Here is a 16,658-nt window from a genome sequence, read left to right on the forward strand (position 1 = left end):
TTTTATTGATTGATTGACTTCATCTGAACCAATGGTTTTGGCAGGTTCTTGGTACCCGCATCCAAATCGGCTTCAAACCGCTGCAAGATAGTCGCAAACGCTTGTTGCAAACCATTAGCTAGCGTATTGGGACGATTATCCTTTAAAGGAACGCGCTGTGTGTGTCGGCTGTTCATCAAGATGGGATTTTGGGAGCCTGAGGACAGAACGACCAAATAGAACTGGATGCTAACAACCGCTTCTGCTTGATTGCGATAGTCCCCATAAAACTCAGTGACATTAACCTGGAGGGTGTAATACGGAAAGAAGGTGTTACTTTGATTAACAGTTGCTTTAAAAATATTGGCGTCACTGATCCACTGACGCGTGGCATTACCAACCATCTCCGCTGGACTGGAAATATAGCCGTTATAGAAATCCTTCTCATAGCGCTGATCGGCTAAGCGATAAACCATGGATTTACTATCAAATGGTCCATTGACCGATACTGGCCCAACCTTTAACCAAAAATCGGTATTGGGTTTACGGGGCTCCCCAGTTCGCTTTGGATCAATCAACCAAGTGCTAGTTTCAAGATTGGGTCGGGTGGGGGCACAGGCTACCAAGATAGAAATACTGGTCAATAGTACTAAGACTCGCGTGAGGCGACGTAATGCAAAGCTCATTTTTGAACTCCAGTTTGGGGCAAGGTAATGCGCGGTGGGGGCTCTCCCCAAACCATGCTGCTCGGATATCGGCTAGCCACTTTGGCAAAATCATTCAACTGATCGGTAATTTGCTTGAGATTATCGATTGAGGTAATGGTGTCGCCTTGCATACTCGATAAGGTTTGACGAAGAATGACCGTGGTCGCAATCACTTCGCGCATCAAGAGCTCAAGCTCTGCTTTATTAGCGACCTCATCAATTCTGCCAAGCAATACATTTAAGCGCTCAACCGATTTTGCGATCCCGGAATTGTCTTTACCATCGCCACCAATGATGGTGTTGAGATTGGTCAGCAGCACATCAAATTTTTTCTGAGTTTCTGCTAAATTCATCTCGCCCAAGTTATCCAATACCTTACGAATTCCTGAGAAAAATATGTCGGTCTGACTAGGTAGGGAATCAATCACTAAATACTCAGGTTTCCAGTTATATGGGAGAGACTTATAGTTATTCATATCACGCACGTAGTCGAGCTCGACATAATTCACGCCGGTAATCCCCTGACTTTTTACACGAGCGCGCAAGTCCTTTGGTAGTTGCTTCGTGGGTCCTAATAATTTTTCTTCATCACCATCAATCAGCATCCGCACTACGACATACTCCTTGCGCTCAGGGAACGGTTCATTGGACTCATACAAGGCACCTGACAAGCCAATAAAGGTTACTTGTCCCACTTTCACCCCCCGAAATCGTACTGGGGCACCTACATCTAATCCCGTAATTGATTGCTCAATATAAGTCTCCGCCATCGTTGTTTTCTTAAAGAGCTGGCCAGTTCCAAACACCAAAATCAAGGCAAGAATGGCAGCAAAGCCGGCAAACACAAACAATCCCAAGCGAAAGTAATTTGGATTCGATTGACTCATGCTGCTTCCTTCGACATAACGCGATTAAAAAATTGATGCACTTTGGGATCAGTACTGGTATCTCGTAAGACACGAGGATCGCCTTGCGCAATAATACTTTTAGTATCTTTATCTAACATAATTACTCGATCCGCAATCGCATAAATACTGGCCAACTCGTGGGACACGATCACAAACGTGATGCCCAAATTTTTGGCCAAATCCAAAATGGTCTGATCTAAATCAGCGGATGTAATCGGGTCAAGGCCAGCGGACGGTTCATCTAGAAACAAAATCTTCGGGTCTAAAGCCATGGCACGCGCAATTGCTGCCCGCTTTTGCATTCCTCCGCTAATCTCATTGGGCATGTAATTGGCATAGGGTAATAAACCCACTAGGTCTAATTTGCAACGCGCCAATAAGTCCATCTCGTCATCGCTGAGGTCGGTGTACTCCTCCATAAAGAGTCGGACGTTTTCAAGGAGGGTCATCGAACCAAATAATGCGCCTTGCTGATACATCACCCCAAAATGGGTCATGATGTCTTGGCGTTCCTGACCAATCGCTTGGGTAATGTTCATCCCTTCAATCCAGACATCGCCGGCAAGAGGTTGATAGAGTCCAAACAGATTTTTAAGTAAGCTCGATTTTCCACAACCGGACCCGCCAAGAATAATAAAGATCTCCCCATCGGCTACCGAGAAATTAAGGTTTTGTAACAGCACCTTGCTGCCATAGCCAACGGTTAGATTTTTGACCTCAATTGGATTCATTAGAAACCTGTTCGATACGAGACATAGGCAAAAATACCATCTACCACTGTAATCAGCACAATGCTACTTACTACCGCGCGCGTGGTCGAGATACCCACTGCGGCTGCTCCAGTGCCCGTTTGCATGCCCCGCAAGCAACCCACACTCGCGACCACGACACCAAATAGGGTGGCCTTGGTTAATCCAGAAAAAATATCCTCCAGTAGCACAGTATTGAGCACACCTTCATAGAAGTTCACCAAAGGTACGCCATAGATCAACATGGTGAGCGAGGATGAAAAGACGCTAACTAAGTCGGCATAAATGGTCAAGATGGGTGCCACAACCAAACCTGCTAAGACTCGGGGTAGAACCAAAAAACGAATGGGGTTTAATCCAGCGGTTACTAAGGCATCCACTTCACTGTTGACGGTCATAGTACCGATTTCAGCTGCAAAGGCGGCAGAGGATCGACCTGCCAATAGGATGGCAGTAATCAAGGGTCCCAACTCCCGAAAGATCCCCAAGGAAACGAGCGGACCGACAAAGGTAATGGCTCCAAACTTTTCCATACCAATGGCTGACTGAAAGGACAAAATCACACCAATCAGAAATGCCACCAATCCAACAATCGGCATTGCCGCAAGACCCGCTTGTACGGCAACGCTGGCAAAATCTTGCCAACGGACTTTTAGGGGATTGCGTGCAGCCCAAGCGAGTTCGCTGGCAACTTGGCCAGTAAAAAAGATAATGTCTCGAATATCGTTCCAGAATAAGAGAGTTGCTTTGCCAGTTTTCACTAGCACTCCCACATCTGGAACTGCGTCTTCCTTCGGAAATAATTTCTCAAACGGTGCAAAGCGTTTTAATTGATTTTGATGGGTGGCACTAAATCCCTGCAGTTCGATCGCCCCACCGTGCAAGGCTTGGGCATGTTGCAAATCAATGATGAATGCCAAACCTGCACCATCAATGTACTCAATGGCTGCACCATTAATTTGCAGCGTTTTACTTTCGGCCCCCTGCCCTAACCATTGCATTTGCCGATTGCGAACGTCTTGCCAGGTGTGCCCCAAGGTATCAGCACTGATTCGGCCCGACAGGGTTACACAAGCAATCGCTCCGGATACTTGCCAGCTTGCAACCGGGATTGGTGAAGTGATGGTGGTAGATGAAGCCATATTCTGACTATTAAAGCAAAGAATCGTGACTTACAAAAAATCTGCCACAAGGGCGGATCTAGGAATATGGCGCGGCTGGCAGGATTCGAACCCACGACCCCTTGGTTCGTAGCCAAGTACTCTATCCAACTGAGCTACAGCCGCATGAGGCAGAATTATGCCATGGATACGAAGAACTACATCACACCGGCTGGGCATGAGGCTCTAAAAACCGAGCTTTTGCAGCTTTTGGACCAAGAGCGCCCACAAATTGTGCAGGTGGTGCATTGGGCAGCATCCAACGGGGATCGCTCTGAAAACGGTGATTACATTTACGGCAAGAAGCGTTTACGTGAGATCGATCGGCGGATTCGCTTCCTCAATCAACGTCTTGAGAATGCTGTGGTGGTCAATAACCAAGAACGTATTGCAAATGGCGGCGATCCCGAGCAGATCTTCTTTGGAGCAACCGTTGTTTATAGTGATAACGACGGGGTTGATACCCAAGTTCGGATTGTTGGTATTGATGAGGTCGATCTTGAGAAGGGCTATGTGAGCTGGATCTCGCCAATTGCGAAAGCACTAATCAAGGCCAAAGTAGGCGATACGGTCCGTATTCAAACACCAGCGGGTGCCAAAGAAATTGATATTCTGGATGTGCGTTACGAGGACTGCTAAACGCTTTTATTACGGATTACCCGAAATACATCGGCATTCGCGCGCAGGCCCCGCAATACGCGCGAGAGATGCAAACGGTTTAATACCTGAATCGTGAAGCGCATCGTGACCGAGTCTTCTTTGTATTTATCGTCCATTGAGACATTGAGGATGTTCGAGTCAGCTGAAGTGATCGAACTCGCAACGCGGGCCAACACCCCTTTTCCTTGCTTAGTGTCCACTGTAATGGCCACATCAAACTCTCGGTTGGTATCTTTACTCCATTGCACACCAACCCACTTATCGCTATCTTTGGACAGCATGCGATGAGCTACCTTACAGTCCTGAGTGTGGATTTGCAGCCCCTCACCCTTACCAAGATAGGCCATGATGTCATCCCCAGGAATTGGATGGCAACAGCTTTGAAAGCTTACCGACATGCCCTCACGGCCATCCACGACGAGGGCTTGTGTTTGCGTCTCTTGATCAGAGCTGCCCCAATCATTTGAGCCCAAGCGCATTTGCTCCGCCCCGCCCTCTTCACCAATCAGAATTTTTAGACGGGTCGCCAACTCGGCAGCGGTACGTCGGCCCAGCACAATATTGACACAGACCTCCTCGCGCGATTTATCACCAGTCCAATGCAGTAACTTTTCCCAAATCTCAGGAGTAAGGAGCCCCGCATCAATTCCCTGTTGTCGCAATGCGCTTGCCAATAAACGTTCGCCTAACTGTAACGCCTCGGCATAGTACTTGGTTTTCAATGAATGGCGGATCGCTGCTCGGGCCTTACCGGTGCGCACAAACTCTAACCACCCTGGATTGGGTTGAGAGGTTGTGGAATTGATCACTTCCACAATATCGCCATTTTTGAGTTCAGTGCGTAACGGTAGTTGTAAATTATTCACCTTGACTGCCACGCAGGTATTACCAAGGTCACTATGAATCGAGTAGGCAAAGTCGAGGGCTGTTGCGCCCCGTGGTAACGCCCGTATTTGCCCTTTGGGGGTAAACACATAGACAGCATCGGGGAATAAATCAATCTTGACGTGCTCTAAGAATTCTTGGGAGTCACCGCTGTTGTCCTGAATATCCACGAGCGACTGCAGCCATTGGTGCGCACGGTTTTGCACTTCACTCAATTCGGGTGAACCGTCCTTATAGGCCCAATGGGCTGCCACTCCAGATTCAGCTACGGCGTGCATATCCGCAGTGCGTACCTGAAACTCCACTGGCACTCCGGATGGACCCACTAAGGTGGTGTGCAAAGACTGATAGCCATTGAGTTTAGGAATCGAGATGTAATCCTTGAACTTCCCAGGCATGGGCTTATAGATAGCATGCAAAATGCCGAGGGCACGATAGCACTCATCCACGGTTCGTACCGTGACTCGGAACGCATAAACATCCAAAACCTGCGAGAAGCTCAAATGCTTACTACGCATTTTGTTGTAGATACTAAATAGGGTTTTCTCACGACCCTGCAAATCAACTTCGATCCCGGCTTTCGCAAACTGCATCCGTACCGTATCCAGAATCTTATCCACCATCTCACGGCGATTGCCACGCGCCTTCTTTACTGCTTTCTCAATGGCCCTAAAGCGCATGGGCATTGAGTGTTTAAAGCTGATGTCTTGCAGATCACGGTAGATTAAGTTAAGCCCCAGACGATGTGCGATCGGGGCGTAGATTTCCATGGTTTCCAATGCAACCCGGCGTCGTTTTTCAATCGGCACCGCATCGAGGGTGTGCATATTGTGGGTTCGGTCAGCTAACTTGACCAAGATGACCCGCACATCACGGGCCATGGCCATAAACATTTTCCGAAAGCTCTCAGCCTGGGCCTCGGCATGACTTTGAAACTCTAATTTATCGAGTTTGGTTAAACCCTCAACTAGCTCAGCCACCTTCGCCCCAAACTGATTCACGAGGTCAGTCTGGGTGCAACCAGAATCCTCAATCACATCATGGAGCAAAGCGGCCATGATGCTTTGGGCATCTAAGCGCCAGGTTGCACAGAGCTCTGCAACCGAAACCGGATGGCTGATGTAAGGCTCTCCGCTATGGCGATATTGGCCTAAGTGCGCGGCATCCGCAAACTGAAAGGCCTTCTTAATTTGGTTAATTTCCTCGGGCTTCAGATAATGAAGCTTCTCGGTCAAGCTCGTAATCGATACAACTTGCTGCTTAGGCGGCAAAGTCGGTTGCGAGGTAGGGCCAAAGAGATGGCGGCTGGATTGCTCCAGCAAAGAGGCGATCACGCCTTGAGCGGGGTTAGCGCTTGGTAAAGGCTTACCTGTGCGAATCTGGCTAGACGAGACTTCGTCTAGCGAACCCGTTGTGGTGACTGTAGACGCCACAGCGGGACCCCCGGATTAGAGAGGTACTTTGGTCAGCATATCCCGATCGGTTACCCCAACAGCGATCTCGCGCAATGCAACCACGGTTGCCTTATCTTTTGCGTCGACTCGGGCTGCGTGACCCTGAACCAATTGGCGGGCCCGATAGGTGCCAGCGAGGACTAACTCAAAACGATTGGGAATGGTTTTTAAACAATCTTCTACAGTAATACGGGCCATTCTGAACTCACTTATTTAGATTAATACCGATAGGATACCCGATGACAGCCCATCATGCCCCAAGTCTCTTGACTAAGGCTGGATAACGGGCCATCATCGGCCCCGTCCGTAGCCGGCTGGCTGCCACAATCGCCTGCAGGTCTTTTAAGGCGTCGGCAAAGACCTCATTAATCACAATAAAGTCGGCTTCGTGAGCATGTTGCAGCTCAATATGAGCGGCTGCAACGCGCTTGGCAATCGTGATCTCATCGTCCTGGCCGCGCTTGTGCAAACGCTCCGCAAGAGCCTCAATAGAGGGCGGGAAGATAAATACCCAAATCGCTTGGGGAATTAGTTTACGTATTTGCTGTGCGCCCTGCCAATCAATTTCCAGGATCACATCCTGACCTTGTTGCATTTGACCTTCTATCCACGAACGCGAGGTGCCATAGAGATTGCCGTGCACCTCGGCGGACTCCAGAAAATCACCGGCCGCTTGTTTGGCCAAAAAGGTTTCTTTGGTAATAAAGGAGTAATCACGCCCATCCAACTCACCGGCACGCGGTGCACGCGTAGTGCACGACAGCGAAAGCTGTAATCGATGATCGGACTCCAATAACGCATTGACTAAAGAGGATTTGCCAGCCCCCGAAGGGGCCACGATCATCAGCATACTGCCCTGATAGGTGGTTGGAGCACTCATGGTCATCACTCTAAATTTTGCACTTGCTCGCGCATTTGCTCAATCAATAATTTGAGCTCCAAGGCAGTGTTCGTGCAATCCTCATGGACCGCCTTGGATCCGAGGGTGTTTGCCTCGCGATTAAGCTCCTGAATTAAGAAGTCTAAACGCTTACCGACAGCCCCGCCCTCTGCCAGGGCCGTCCTTGCAACCTGGATATGCGTTTTGAGACGAGCCAATTCTTCGGCAACATCAATCCGTACTGCATATAAGACAACCTCTTGCCGGATCCGCTCCATTAGCTCAGCATTAAAGGGGATATTGGCTTGGGTTGCATGCACGCCCAATGCTTCCTCGATCCGAGTGACTAATTTATTTTGGTAGAGGGTCACGATTTCTGGGATGCGGGGCTCAAGCCGGGTAACCATGTCTTGCATCGCATCGAGAGCATTCGTTAATACCTTAGCGAGTGCTTGGCCCTCGATTTGCCGTGATTGGATTAATTGCCGTAAAGCCTCTTCGCCAGCCTTTAGGGTGGCACTTTGCCATTGATCCTCGGCGGTCTCCGATTCGGTTACAACACCCGGATAGCGCAGGATATCGGCGACGCGCAACTCTTCGGCCGCAGGAAATTGCCCCTGAATCATGGCTTGTGCTTGTTTTAAGGCGATCAACTTTGCTGGATCGATCGAGATGGTTTGGGAGCGCGCATGCTCACCAGTGCTTTGCCGCCACGCAGCCCGAAACTCGACCTTACCGCGCTTTAAGTGCTTATTAAGGAGCTCACGCAAAGCGCCTTCAGCAGCACGACACTCATCGGGTATCCGAAAGCTCAAATCCAAAAAGCGACTGTTGACCGCCCGTATCTCAACTTGAAGATTGGCATAACTCCCCTCGCCCATCTCAATGGGATGGGAGGCGCTGCCATAGCCAGTCATGCTCGATATCATGTAGGCATTGTAAATTGCAAAAAAGGAACTCCCCATGAATCGTCCTAGCCAACGCCAAGCACGCGATCTACGGCCCGTTACCATTACTCGCTCATTTACCAAACACGCAGAGGGTTCGGTTCTTATTGAGTTTGGGGATACCAAAGTTCTTTGCACGGCAAGCGTTCTTGAAAAGGTGCCGCCCCATCAAAAAGGCTCTGGCGAGGGTTGGGTCACCGCGGAATACGGCATGCTGCCCCGCTCCACCCATACTCGCTCTGATCGTGAAGCCGCCCGGGGCAAGCAAAGTGGGCGAACTCAAGAGATTCAGCGATTGATTGGACGAGCCATGCGCAGTGTCTTTGATCTCAAATTACTCGGTGAGCGCACTATTCATCTCGATTGCGATGTATTGCAAGCCGATGGCGGAACGCGGACTGCGGCAATTACCGGCGCCTATGTGGCTGCCCGCGATGCGGTCAATCATTTGCTCAATCAGAAGATGATTGCCTCCGACCCGATGATTGATAGTGTTGCGGCGATCTCGGTAGGTATCTACCAGGGCGTTCCGGTTCTCGATCTCGATTACGCAGAGGACTCAGAGTGCGACACCGATATGAACGTGGTGATGACCGGTCGTGGCGGCATGATTGAAGTGCAAGGAACCGCTGAAGGCGCTCCATTCTCGCGTACCGAACTCGAGGCATTATTAAATCTTGCCCAAGCAGGTATTGAGGAATTAACACGCATCCAGAAAAGTGCCTTAGCGACATGAAGCGACGGTTGGTCTTGGCATCGAATAATGCTGGGAAGCTCAGAGAGTTTGCACAACTATTTAAACCCTTTGCGATTGAACTCATCCCACAGGGGCAGCTTGGGATTAGTGCGGCAGAAGAACCCTTTGACCGCTTTATCGATAATGCGCTAGCAAAGGCACGCCATGCCAGTAAGCTCAGCAGTCTACCCGCCATTGCCGATGACTCCGGCATTTGTGTGGATGCCTTAGGTGGTGCGCCCGGTGTTCGCTCAGCCCGCTTTGCCGGTGAGCACTGCTCAGACACCGATAACAACCAAAAGCTACTGTCTTTACTCGCGGGCGATCTAAATCGTAAAGCGCACTATGTGTGTGCCCTAGTGGTGGTTCGCGAGGCCGATGATCCCAACCCAATCGTCGTTGAAACCCATTGGGACGGTGAGATCATCGACGAAGCGCGTGGTCAACATGGTTTTGGCTACGATCCCTACTTTTATGTCCCTGAACATCAGATGACCGCAGCAGAACTCAGCCCAGAGCGCAAGAATGCCATTAGCCATCGCGGCCAGGCGCTGGTTCAGCTCATGGAGCAATTAGAGAAAGATCCGTTTTTTCAGAAAACCGATGATTAACTCTGGTATCGCACTAACCGCACTTCCCCCTCTCTCGCTCTATATCCACTTCCCATGGTGTGAGCGTAAGTGCCCGTATTGCGACTTTAATTCGCATCAGGTTAAGGATGGTGGATTTAACGAGAACCGGTATATCGAAGCGCTCATCTCAGATCTTCAAACCGAGCTACCGAATGTCTGGGGTCGTCGAGTTCACACGATTTTTATTGGGGGCGGCACTCCCAGTCTCTTATCCCCCAAGGGTCTTGATCATCTCTTATCGCACGTGCGGGCGCTCATCCCGATGGAGCCTCATGCAGAAATCACTCTCGAGGCCAATCCAGGTTCAGTGGAATCAGCGAAGTTTGCCGAGTTCGCTAGCATCGGCATTAACCGTGTGTCGCTTGGGATCCAGAGCTTTAACTCAGATCATCTCAAGGCATTGGGGCGGATTCACAATCAGCAGGATGCGCGCCGTGCCATTGAAATCGCACACGATCACTTTGAACGCATCAATCTTGATTTGATGTACGCTCTTCCACAGCAAACCCTTGCCCAGTCACAAACCGATCTCAGAGAAGCTCTGGCATTTAATACATCGCATCTATCGCTCTATCACCTAACACTCGAACCGAATACCTATTTTGCGAGTCACCCGCCAGCACTTCCGCACGAAGATGAGAGTGATGCCATGTTTGAATCCGCTCTAGAAATGTTGGCAGCGCATGGCTACGACCGATATGAGGTATCGGCCTATAGCAAGCCCAAACAACAATGCAAGCACAATCTCAATTATTGGGAGTTTGGAGACTATATTGGCATTGGTGCGGGTGCACATGGCAAGATTTCCTATCCAAATCGCATCACACGGCAGATTCGTGAGCGCCACCCTGAGACTTATATGAGCAAGATGACTGAACAAGGTCATGCTGTCATTGAAAATCGTTTACTCACGCAAGACGATTTACCGTTTGAGTTCATGTTGGGAGCACTTCGATTAATGGATGGGGTGCCAACAAGTATGTTCTCGGAGCGAACGAGCCTCGAGCTTAATACGATTAGCAAACCAATTACAGAGGCTCTCCGTAAGGGGCTATTGGACGAAGATCCAACGCGACTCAAAGCTAGCCCACTGGGCATGCGCTATCTCAATGACCTGCAGGAATTGTTCTTGAAATAGATGATGGCGGAAGCGGTGAGATTCGAACTCACGGAGGACTTTCATCCTCGCCAGTTTTCAAGACTGGTGCATTCAACCACTCTGCCACGCTTCCTCTGAAGGAGCAATTATAGGGGAGTTGAAGCTTGGATGAAGAATTGAGGCCTAAGGATTAAGTAAGCCCTTTAGATATTTCGCGATTGCCAAACTTGAGGTTAGTGCGGGTGACTCAAAGCCAAAGAAGTTGTAGAGGCCCTCAATACCATGCTCATTAGGGCCATCGATACGAAAGTCCCCTGCGGGTTGATCTTTCGAGACGATCTTGGCGCGCACCCCTGAATAATCAGCCTGCAACGCTCCGTCTTGAAGACCTGGCCAGTACTGTCGGATGGCTGCATAGAATCGCTCACCGCGAGTGGGATCGACTGCGTAATTAATTTGATCTTCCGCATCGATATCAAGCCATTCCACATCGGGGCCAAACTTAGCCTGCCCCGCCATATCGAGGGTCAAATGTACCCCTAATCCGCCCGGCTCTGGGACGGGATAAATTAAATGTCGAAAGGGTGACTTACCAGCTAAGGAGAAATAGTTGCCTTTTGCAAAATAGGCTTTGGGAATGTGCTCGGCCGATATTCCGTGAATGCGTTGCGCTACGGCCGGCGCACTCATACCCGCACAATTGATTAGATACTTAGTTTGCAGTTGTATCGCATCGGTACCGCCCACCTCTAGCTCAAACCCTCCAGGAATCACGCGTGCATGATTTAACGGAGACAAATAAGCAACCATTCCTCCTGCATCCTCAAAGCCGCCAAGCAATGAGAGCATATAGGCATGGCTATCGACAATGCCAGTCGTTTTGGACAAAATCGCTGCTGCAACTCGTAGATCGGGCTCTAGCTCATTGGCCTCTTTGGCTGTAATGAGGCTAATCTCACGTGCCCCATTTTGCTGGGCGCGATAGAAAATACCATGCAGATCATCAACCTGCTGTGGATCGCTTGCCACAATTAATTTACCGTAGCGCTGGGTTCCCACCTGATGGTCGCGACAATACTCATAGAGCATGCGATTACCCTCAACGCACAGTTTTGCTTTTAACGAATCTTTAGGGTAATAAATGCCTGCATGGATGACTTCGCTATTTCTGGAGCTGCTAATGGTTCCAAATGATGCTTCGCGCTCTAGCAATACGGTTTCATGACCTTGCAATGCCATTTCGCGGGCCACTGCTAAGCCCACAACTCCCGCACCAACGACGACACAATCCAGTTTATCCATATTAATTGCTTGTTTTTTGATGCCAAATCGTACCATTTCACTGAAATTAAATCTTGATGCTTTCGAAGCCCTTATTGATAAAATCTATATATGACCGCATTCTCCAACGCAGAATCATTCGATAACCCCTCAACCGCGGTTTTTGGCTCTTTGCAAGCAGCTGGCATCGTATTGGATCTTGCCTATCAGGGGATTGGATCTGAAGATTGGAAGAACTTATTTGCCAAAGCCGAGCAAGCGCAGCTCAGCAATCATCTCCATGCTGTCTTTGCTGGCGAACATGTTAATACTAGTGAGCACCGCCCTGCACTTCATACGGCACTACGTAATCTCGATAAATCCCCAATACTGGTTGATGGCAAGGATGTGATGCCAGAGATTGCCGAGGTTTGGCAACGAATCGAGGGTTTATGCAATAAATGGGTGGGGGTAACAGATTTAATTCATATTGGGATTGGGGGCTCTGACTTTGGCCCACGACTTGCAGTGCAAGCCTTAGCCCATTCAGCGCACAAATTCAATCGCGGGATGCGGGTTCATTTTGTGGCTAATGTGGATAGCGCAGAACTGAGCCATGTATTAGAACGTGCTCAGGCGAATAGCACTAAGGTACTGATTGTGTCCAAATCATTTGGCACGGCTGAGACTTTAATGAACGCACGCGCTGTTCTTAATTGGTTCAAAGCGAAGAACCTCACGAGCTCGCAGATCGAAAACTCCCTATTTGCGATTACTAGCAATGTCCAAGCGGCAGAAGACTTTGGCATTCAAGCAGAGCATGTCTTTCCATTTTGGGATTGGGTAGGCGGGCGATTCTCGGTATGGTCTGCGGTTGGTCTGCCCATTGCTTTGCAATATGGGTTTGAGACCTTCAAACAATTTTTGTTGGGAGCCAATCACATGGATCGCCATGCGATCAGTGCTCGTCCCAATCAAAATCTCCCAATCCTAATGGCATTGGCTTTGTACTATCAACAAAGCAAATATCATTCCAAATCGTATGCAGTGATTCCATATGCGCACGCCTTGGAACTCTTCCCGTATTGGTTGCAGCAATTGGATATGGAAAGTAATGGCAAGCAAGTCGATCGCCTAGGTAAGCCGGTATCGCTGAGCTCCCCTGTTGTGTTTGGTAGCGCCGGTACCAATGCCCAGCATTCGTATTTCCAGTTACTACATCAAGGACCGGAATGCATTCCGGTTGATCTGATTGCGATTAAAGAGCCGATGAGCGCCCTACCAGAAGCTAAGGATCATCACTATGCCCTCTTAGCCAATTGCTTGGCCCAAGCTCAGGCGTTGGCCCTAGGCCGTGATGCGAGCGACCCCAATCTTAGCTATCCTGGAAAGCGTCCAAGTAATTTAATTGTGCTACCCAAGCTTGATGCCTATCATTTGGGTGCTTTACTTGCTCTTTACGAACACCGTGCCGTTTGCTTGGGAGCGCTATGGGGCATGAACAGCTTTGATCAGCCCGGGGTTGAGCTCGGCAAGGTACTAGCCAAACCCATTGAGCGCGCTCTTCAACAAAAAGACACTTCCGGTGCTGAATTTGATTCCATCACTGCTGCCAGAATCCATTACTTCCAGAAATAATCCATGAACGTTCCTGCCTCGATTTTTAAAGCCTACGATATCCGCGGCATTATTGATGAAACCCTGAATCCATCAATTGCTAAAGCAATTGGTCAGGCCTTTGGAAGTCAAATGCGCGATTTGGGAGAAACGGATGTTGTAATTGGCCGTGACGGTCGACTCTCTGGCCCAGTTCTGATTGAGGCCCTGACCGAGGGTTTGCTATCCACAGGCATTAATGTGATTGACCTTGGGATGGTCGCCACCCCAATGGTCTACTTCGCCACCCATCAAACGATTGGCAACTGCCAACCCAAATCCGGCATCATGATTACGGGTAGTCATAATCCACCTAATTACAACGGCTTTAAGATGGTGCTCGGTGGTTCAGCCATTTATGGGGATCAGATTCAGGGGCTACGCCAGCAAATTGAAGCGGATGATTTTCGGCAAGGCAACGGAAAACACTCTAGCTTCAATATCTTCCCCCAATATTTGCAAACCATTGTTGGTGATATTCGCTTAGCTAGACCCATGAAGATCGCCGTCGATTGTGGCAATGGTGTGGGTGGCGCGTTTGCTGGCGAGTTATTTCGGGCTCTGGGTTGTGAGGTGCAAGAGCTCTTTTGTGAGGTTGATGGGCATTTTCCCAATCACCATCCAGACCCTGCCCATCTTGAAAATCTTCAAGACCTGATTCGCAATCTCGCAACGACCAACAATGAGCTGGGACTTGCCTTTGATGGCGATGCTGATCGACTGGGTGTGGTAACCAAAGATGGCGAGGTGATTTTTCCGGATCGGCAAATGATGCTGTTTGCCAAGGATGTACTCAGTCGCAATCCCAAAGGCCAAATCATTTATGACGTCAAATGTACTCGCAACCTCGCTCCTTGGATCCGTGAACATGGAGGTGAGCCGCTAATGTGGAAGACCGGCCACTCCTTGGTCAAAGCCAAGCTGAAAGAGACTGGTGCCCCTCTAGCCGGGGAAATGAGTGGTCATATCTTCTTTAAGGATCGCTGGTTTGGCTTTGATGATGGCCTTTATACCGGCGCTCGTCTGCTAGAAATCCTCAGTCAATTTGATAACCCAAGCAAAGTACTCAACGCCCTACCCAATGCCATTTGCACCCCAGAGTTGCAACTGCCATGTGCCGAGGGTGAATCTTTTATCTTACTTGAAAAGATTAAAGCCAATCCCAAGTTTCCAAGTTCACAATCGATGAATACGATTGATGGCGTACGGGTTGAGTATGCCGATGGCTTTGGTTTGGCTCGCCCCTCGAATACAACACCGATTGTGGTACTCAGATTTGAGGCTGATTCTGAAGAGGCGATTCAACGAATCCAACAAGAATTCAAAGCAGCTCTTTTGGCGGTTAAGCCCGATGCAAAATTACCGTTTTAGCAGACCCACTTAAATCTTTTTAATTTCTTTAATCTGATTCTGTTCATCTACTAGAACAATTTTGGGGCTATGAGTTTTAGACTCGGCATTATCAACCGGTCCGTAGGTGCAAATAATGAGATGGTCTCCTACATGGGCCTTACGAGCGGCTGCACCATTTAAGGAGATCGCACCTGAGCCTCTGGGTGCCTTAATGATGTAGGTGGAAAATCGCTCACCGTTATTAATGTTATAGAGCTCTATCTTTTCGTATTCACGCATATCGGCGGCATCCATGAGATTCTCATCAATCCCACAAGAACCCTCATAATGCAAATCGGCCTCGGTCACAACCACCCGATGTAACTTTGCCAATAACATGATTCGTTTCATAGAAATCCCCTTTAAGGATGGGATTCTATCGCGAAAGTGATTGCGAGTTAAGATTGATGGATGAGCACAATGAATCAATCACTTTCGACCGGTAGTTTTTATGATTATCCCCAGCAAGATGCATCGGGAGCTACCTGTATTGCGCAGGCGTGGGCCAAAACGCCTGCACCCCTTGCTTTGGGAGAAAAGCAGGATGTAATCGAGCGGATCAAGGTTTTGTTAAAGGAAAAAGATGCGGTCATTGTGGCGCACTATTACGTCGATGGTGATATTCAAGACCTTGCGATGCAAACTGGGGGCTTTGTTTCTGACTCTTTAGAGATGGCTCGGTTTGGTAAAAATCATACTGCTCAGAATTTGATCGTTGCGGGTGTGCGATTCATGGGTGAGACCGCAAAGATTCTGAGTCCTGAGAAGCGCGTATTCATGCCAGATCTTGAGGCAACCTGCTCACTTGATTTAGGGTGTCCCGCGGATGACTTTCGGAAATTCAAGTCCGCTCATCCGGATCGAGTCAGTGTGGTGTATGCCAATACGAGTGCGGCAGTGAAAGCACAGGCGGATTGGATGGTAACCAGTTCTTGCGCCCTAGCGATCGTGCACTATTTAGACCAGCAAGGTAAAAAAATATTGTGGGCACCCGATCGGCATCTAGGGCGTTACATTCAAGAGCAAACCGGCGCTGACATGATTCTGTGGAATGGCGCCTGCATTGTTCATGATGAGTTTAAAGCGGTTGAGCTCGCGGCAATGCGTGAGAAGCATCCCGATGCCATGGTTCTAGTTCATCCGGAGTCGCCGCAACATGTGGTCGATCAAGCGGATATCGTTGGCTCTACCTCGGCGATGATCAAAGCGGTACTAGAAGGTAGCGCCACTGAATACATCGTGGCAACTGATCAGGGTATCTTGCATCGCATGCGTCAGCTAGCACCCCATAAAAAGTTGATTGCCGCACCAACGGCTGGTGAGAGCGCCACCTGTAAAAGCTGTGCTAATTGTCCCTGGATGGCCATGAATGGCTTGCGGGGTATCTTGCATTGCTTGGAGCATGGCCTTGGCGAGATCGAGGTGAGAGAGCCCATTCGCTCTGAAGCGCTGGCATGCATTAAACGCATGCTGGACTTTACCTCCACCCACCCTGAATTATTGGCCAAAGCCCAGCACGGCTTCATTAAAAATATTGGTGCTGCCTAAGTCTTT

General features: G+C 49.2%; 17 protein-coding genes and 2 tRNA genes. 7 read left to right on the forward strand and 12 right to left on the reverse strand.

The window, feature by feature from the left end; all coding sequences use genetic code 11:
* Positions 1–2: 2 nt before the first annotated feature.
* From QUE64_RS06220 to QUE64_RS06240, 5 genes are all read right to left on the reverse strand, one after another.
* A complete protein-coding gene (locus tag QUE64_RS06220) occupies positions 3–665 on the reverse strand; it encodes an ABC-type transport auxiliary lipoprotein family protein (protein WP_286224992.1) in 663 nt (220 codons plus the stop codon).
* Positions 662–1,573, reverse strand: a complete 912-nt coding sequence (locus tag QUE64_RS06225) for an MlaD family protein (protein WP_286224993.1) — start codon at positions 1,571–1,573, stop codon at positions 662–664. The genes QUE64_RS06220 and QUE64_RS06225 overlap by 4 nt, the downstream gene beginning before the upstream one ends.
* Positions 1,570–2,325 (reverse strand): ABC transporter ATP-binding protein, encoded by a 756-nt coding sequence (locus tag QUE64_RS06230; RefSeq protein WP_286223221.1) that lies wholly within the window; start codon positions 2,323–2,325, stop codon positions 1,570–1,572. Before QUE64_RS06230 ends, QUE64_RS06225 begins: the two co-directional genes overlap by 4 nt.
* Positions 2,325–3,485, reverse strand: coding sequence for an ABC transporter permease (locus tag QUE64_RS06235; protein ID WP_286224994.1), 1,161 nt, complete (start codon positions 3,483–3,485; stop codon positions 2,325–2,327). The genes QUE64_RS06230 and QUE64_RS06235 overlap by 1 nt, the downstream gene beginning before the upstream one ends.
* A 67-nt stretch (positions 3,486–3,552) precedes the next feature.
* Positions 3,553–3,629: transfer RNA gene (locus QUE64_RS06240), tRNA-Arg, on the reverse strand.
* An 18-nt stretch (positions 3,630–3,647) separates the two neighbouring features.
* On the opposite strand from QUE64_RS06240, the gene greB reads away from it, so the two are divergent.
* Positions 3,648–4,142: a transcription elongation factor GreB gene (greB, locus tag QUE64_RS06245; RefSeq protein ID WP_286224995.1), complete on the forward strand. Its 495-nt coding sequence runs from the start codon at positions 3,648–3,650 to the stop codon at positions 4,140–4,142.
* Here greB and QUE64_RS06250 read toward each other — a convergent pair.
* The 4 genes from QUE64_RS06250 to QUE64_RS06265 form a co-directional block, all read right to left on the reverse strand.
* Positions 4,139–6,427: a RelA/SpoT family protein gene (locus QUE64_RS06250; RefSeq protein WP_286226190.1), complete on the reverse strand. Its 2,289-nt coding sequence runs from the start codon at positions 6,425–6,427 to the stop codon at positions 4,139–4,141. The two genes, greB and QUE64_RS06250, sit on opposite strands and share 4 nt — an antisense overlap.
* Before the next feature lie 69 nt (positions 6,428–6,496).
* Positions 6,497–6,700 (reverse strand): DNA-directed RNA polymerase subunit omega, encoded by a 204-nt coding sequence (gene rpoZ, locus QUE64_RS06255; protein ID WP_108508758.1) that lies wholly within the window; start codon positions 6,698–6,700, stop codon positions 6,497–6,499.
* A 52-nt stretch (positions 6,701–6,752) separates the two neighbouring features.
* A complete protein-coding gene (gmk, locus tag QUE64_RS06260; RefSeq protein ID WP_286224996.1) occupies positions 6,753–7,388 on the reverse strand; it encodes a guanylate kinase in 636 nt (211 codons plus the stop codon).
* On the reverse strand, positions 7,388–8,347 hold the full coding sequence (locus QUE64_RS06265; RefSeq protein WP_286224997.1) for a YicC/YloC family endoribonuclease: 960 nt from the start codon (positions 8,345–8,347) through the stop codon (positions 7,388–7,390). Before QUE64_RS06265 ends, gmk begins: the two co-directional genes overlap by 1 nt.
* On the opposite strand from QUE64_RS06265, the gene rph reads away from it, so the two are divergent.
* The 3 genes from rph to hemW are packed head-to-tail and all read left to right on the forward strand — an operon-like array spanning position 8,346 to position 10,835.
* Positions 8,346–9,065, forward strand: a complete 720-nt coding sequence (gene rph, locus QUE64_RS06270) for a ribonuclease PH (protein ID WP_286224998.1) — start codon at positions 8,346–8,348, stop codon at positions 9,063–9,065. The two genes, QUE64_RS06265 and rph, sit on opposite strands and share 2 nt — an antisense overlap.
* Positions 9,062–9,676, forward strand: coding sequence for an RdgB/HAM1 family non-canonical purine NTP pyrophosphatase (gene rdgB / locus QUE64_RS06275; RefSeq protein ID WP_286224999.1), 615 nt, complete (start codon positions 9,062–9,064; stop codon positions 9,674–9,676). Before rph ends, rdgB begins: the two co-directional genes overlap by 4 nt.
* Complete coding sequence (hemW, locus tag QUE64_RS06280; protein WP_286225000.1) at positions 9,669–10,835, forward strand: radical SAM family heme chaperone HemW; 1,167 nt, start codon at positions 9,669–9,671, stop codon at positions 10,833–10,835. The genes rdgB and hemW overlap by 8 nt, the downstream gene beginning before the upstream one ends.
* A gap of 4 nt (positions 10,836–10,839) precedes the next feature.
* On the opposite strand, the gene QUE64_RS06285 is transcribed toward hemW, so the two are convergent.
* Together QUE64_RS06285 and QUE64_RS06290 are read right to left on the reverse strand one after the other, a co-directional pair.
* A tRNA-Ser gene (locus QUE64_RS06285) sits at positions 10,840–10,929 on the reverse strand.
* 50 nt (positions 10,930–10,979) lie between these two features.
* The gene (locus tag QUE64_RS06290; RefSeq protein ID WP_286225001.1) at positions 10,980–12,098 is read right to left on the reverse strand and encodes an NAD(P)/FAD-dependent oxidoreductase; all 1,119 of its coding nucleotides are present in this window, start codon (positions 12,096–12,098) and stop codon (positions 10,980–10,982) included.
* 90 nt (positions 12,099–12,188) lie between these two features.
* On the opposite strand from QUE64_RS06290, the gene pgi reads away from it, so the two are divergent.
* Entirely contained in the window at positions 12,189–13,694 is a 1,506-nt protein-coding gene (gene pgi, locus QUE64_RS06295) for a glucose-6-phosphate isomerase (RefSeq protein WP_286225002.1), read from the forward strand.
* A gap of 3 nt (positions 13,695–13,697) precedes the next feature.
* Positions 13,698–15,083: a phosphomannomutase/phosphoglucomutase gene (locus tag QUE64_RS06300; protein WP_286225003.1), complete on the forward strand. Its 1,386-nt coding sequence runs from the start codon at positions 13,698–13,700 to the stop codon at positions 15,081–15,083.
* A gap of 9 nt (positions 15,084–15,092) precedes the next feature.
* Here QUE64_RS06300 and panD read toward each other — a convergent pair whose 3' ends face one another.
* A complete protein-coding gene (panD, locus tag QUE64_RS06305) occupies positions 15,093–15,455 on the reverse strand; it encodes an aspartate 1-decarboxylase (protein WP_286223232.1) in 363 nt (120 codons plus the stop codon).
* 69 nt (positions 15,456–15,524) lie between these two features.
* On the opposite strand from panD, the gene nadA reads away from it, so the two are divergent.
* On the forward strand, positions 15,525–16,652 hold the full coding sequence (gene nadA / locus QUE64_RS06310; protein WP_286225004.1) for a quinolinate synthase NadA: 1,128 nt from the start codon (positions 15,525–15,527) through the stop codon (positions 16,650–16,652).
* Positions 16,653–16,658 lie beyond the last annotated feature (6 nt).

Source organism: Polynucleobacter sp. HIN7 (assembly GCF_030297595.1).
Taxonomy (GTDB): domain Bacteria; phylum Pseudomonadota; class Gammaproteobacteria; order Burkholderiales; family Burkholderiaceae; genus Polynucleobacter.

Coding starts and splice junctions, on each gene's coding strand:
- nadA (WP_286225004.1), top strand. CDS start 15,525: ATGAATCAATCACTTTCGACCGGTAGTTTTTATGATTATCCCCAGCAA.
- QUE64_RS06290 (WP_286225001.1), bottom strand. CDS start 12,098: ATGGATAAACTGGATTGTGTCGTCGTTGGTGCGGGAGTTGTGGGCTTA.
- greB (WP_286224995.1), top strand. CDS start 3,648: ATGGATACGAAGAACTACATCACACCGGCTGGGCATGAGGCTCTAAAA.
- QUE64_RS06225 (WP_286224993.1), bottom strand. CDS start 1,573: ATGAGTCAATCGAATCCAAATTACTTTCGCTTGGGATTGTTTGTGTTT.
- QUE64_RS06230 (WP_286223221.1), bottom strand. CDS start 2,325: ATGAATCCAATTGAGGTCAAAAATCTAACCGTTGGCTATGGCAGCAAG.
- rph (WP_286224998.1), top strand. CDS start 8,346: ATGAATCGTCCTAGCCAACGCCAAGCACGCGATCTACGGCCCGTTACC.
- rdgB (WP_286224999.1), top strand. CDS start 9,062: ATGAAGCGACGGTTGGTCTTGGCATCGAATAATGCTGGGAAGCTCAGA.
- QUE64_RS06220 (WP_286224992.1), bottom strand. CDS start 665: ATGAGCTTTGCATTACGTCGCCTCACGCGAGTCTTAGTACTATTGACC.
- QUE64_RS06300 (WP_286225003.1), top strand. CDS start 13,698: ATGAACGTTCCTGCCTCGATTTTTAAAGCCTACGATATCCGCGGCATT.
- panD (WP_286223232.1), bottom strand. CDS start 15,455: ATGAAACGAATCATGTTATTGGCAAAGTTACATCGGGTGGTTGTGACC.
- QUE64_RS06235 (WP_286224994.1), bottom strand. CDS start 3,485: ATGGCTTCATCTACCACCATCACTTCACCAATCCCGGTTGCAAGCTGG.
- gmk (WP_286224996.1), bottom strand. CDS start 7,388: ATGACCATGAGTGCTCCAACCACCTATCAGGGCAGTATGCTGATGATC.
- hemW (WP_286225000.1), top strand. CDS start 9,669: ATGATTAACTCTGGTATCGCACTAACCGCACTTCCCCCTCTCTCGCTC.
- QUE64_RS06265 (WP_286224997.1), bottom strand. CDS start 8,347: ATGGGGAGTTCCTTTTTTGCAATTTACAATGCCTACATGATATCGAGC.
- pgi (WP_286225002.1), top strand. CDS start 12,189: ATGACCGCATTCTCCAACGCAGAATCATTCGATAACCCCTCAACCGCG.
- rpoZ (WP_108508758.1), bottom strand. CDS start 6,700: ATGGCCCGTATTACTGTAGAAGATTGTTTAAAAACCATTCCCAATCGT.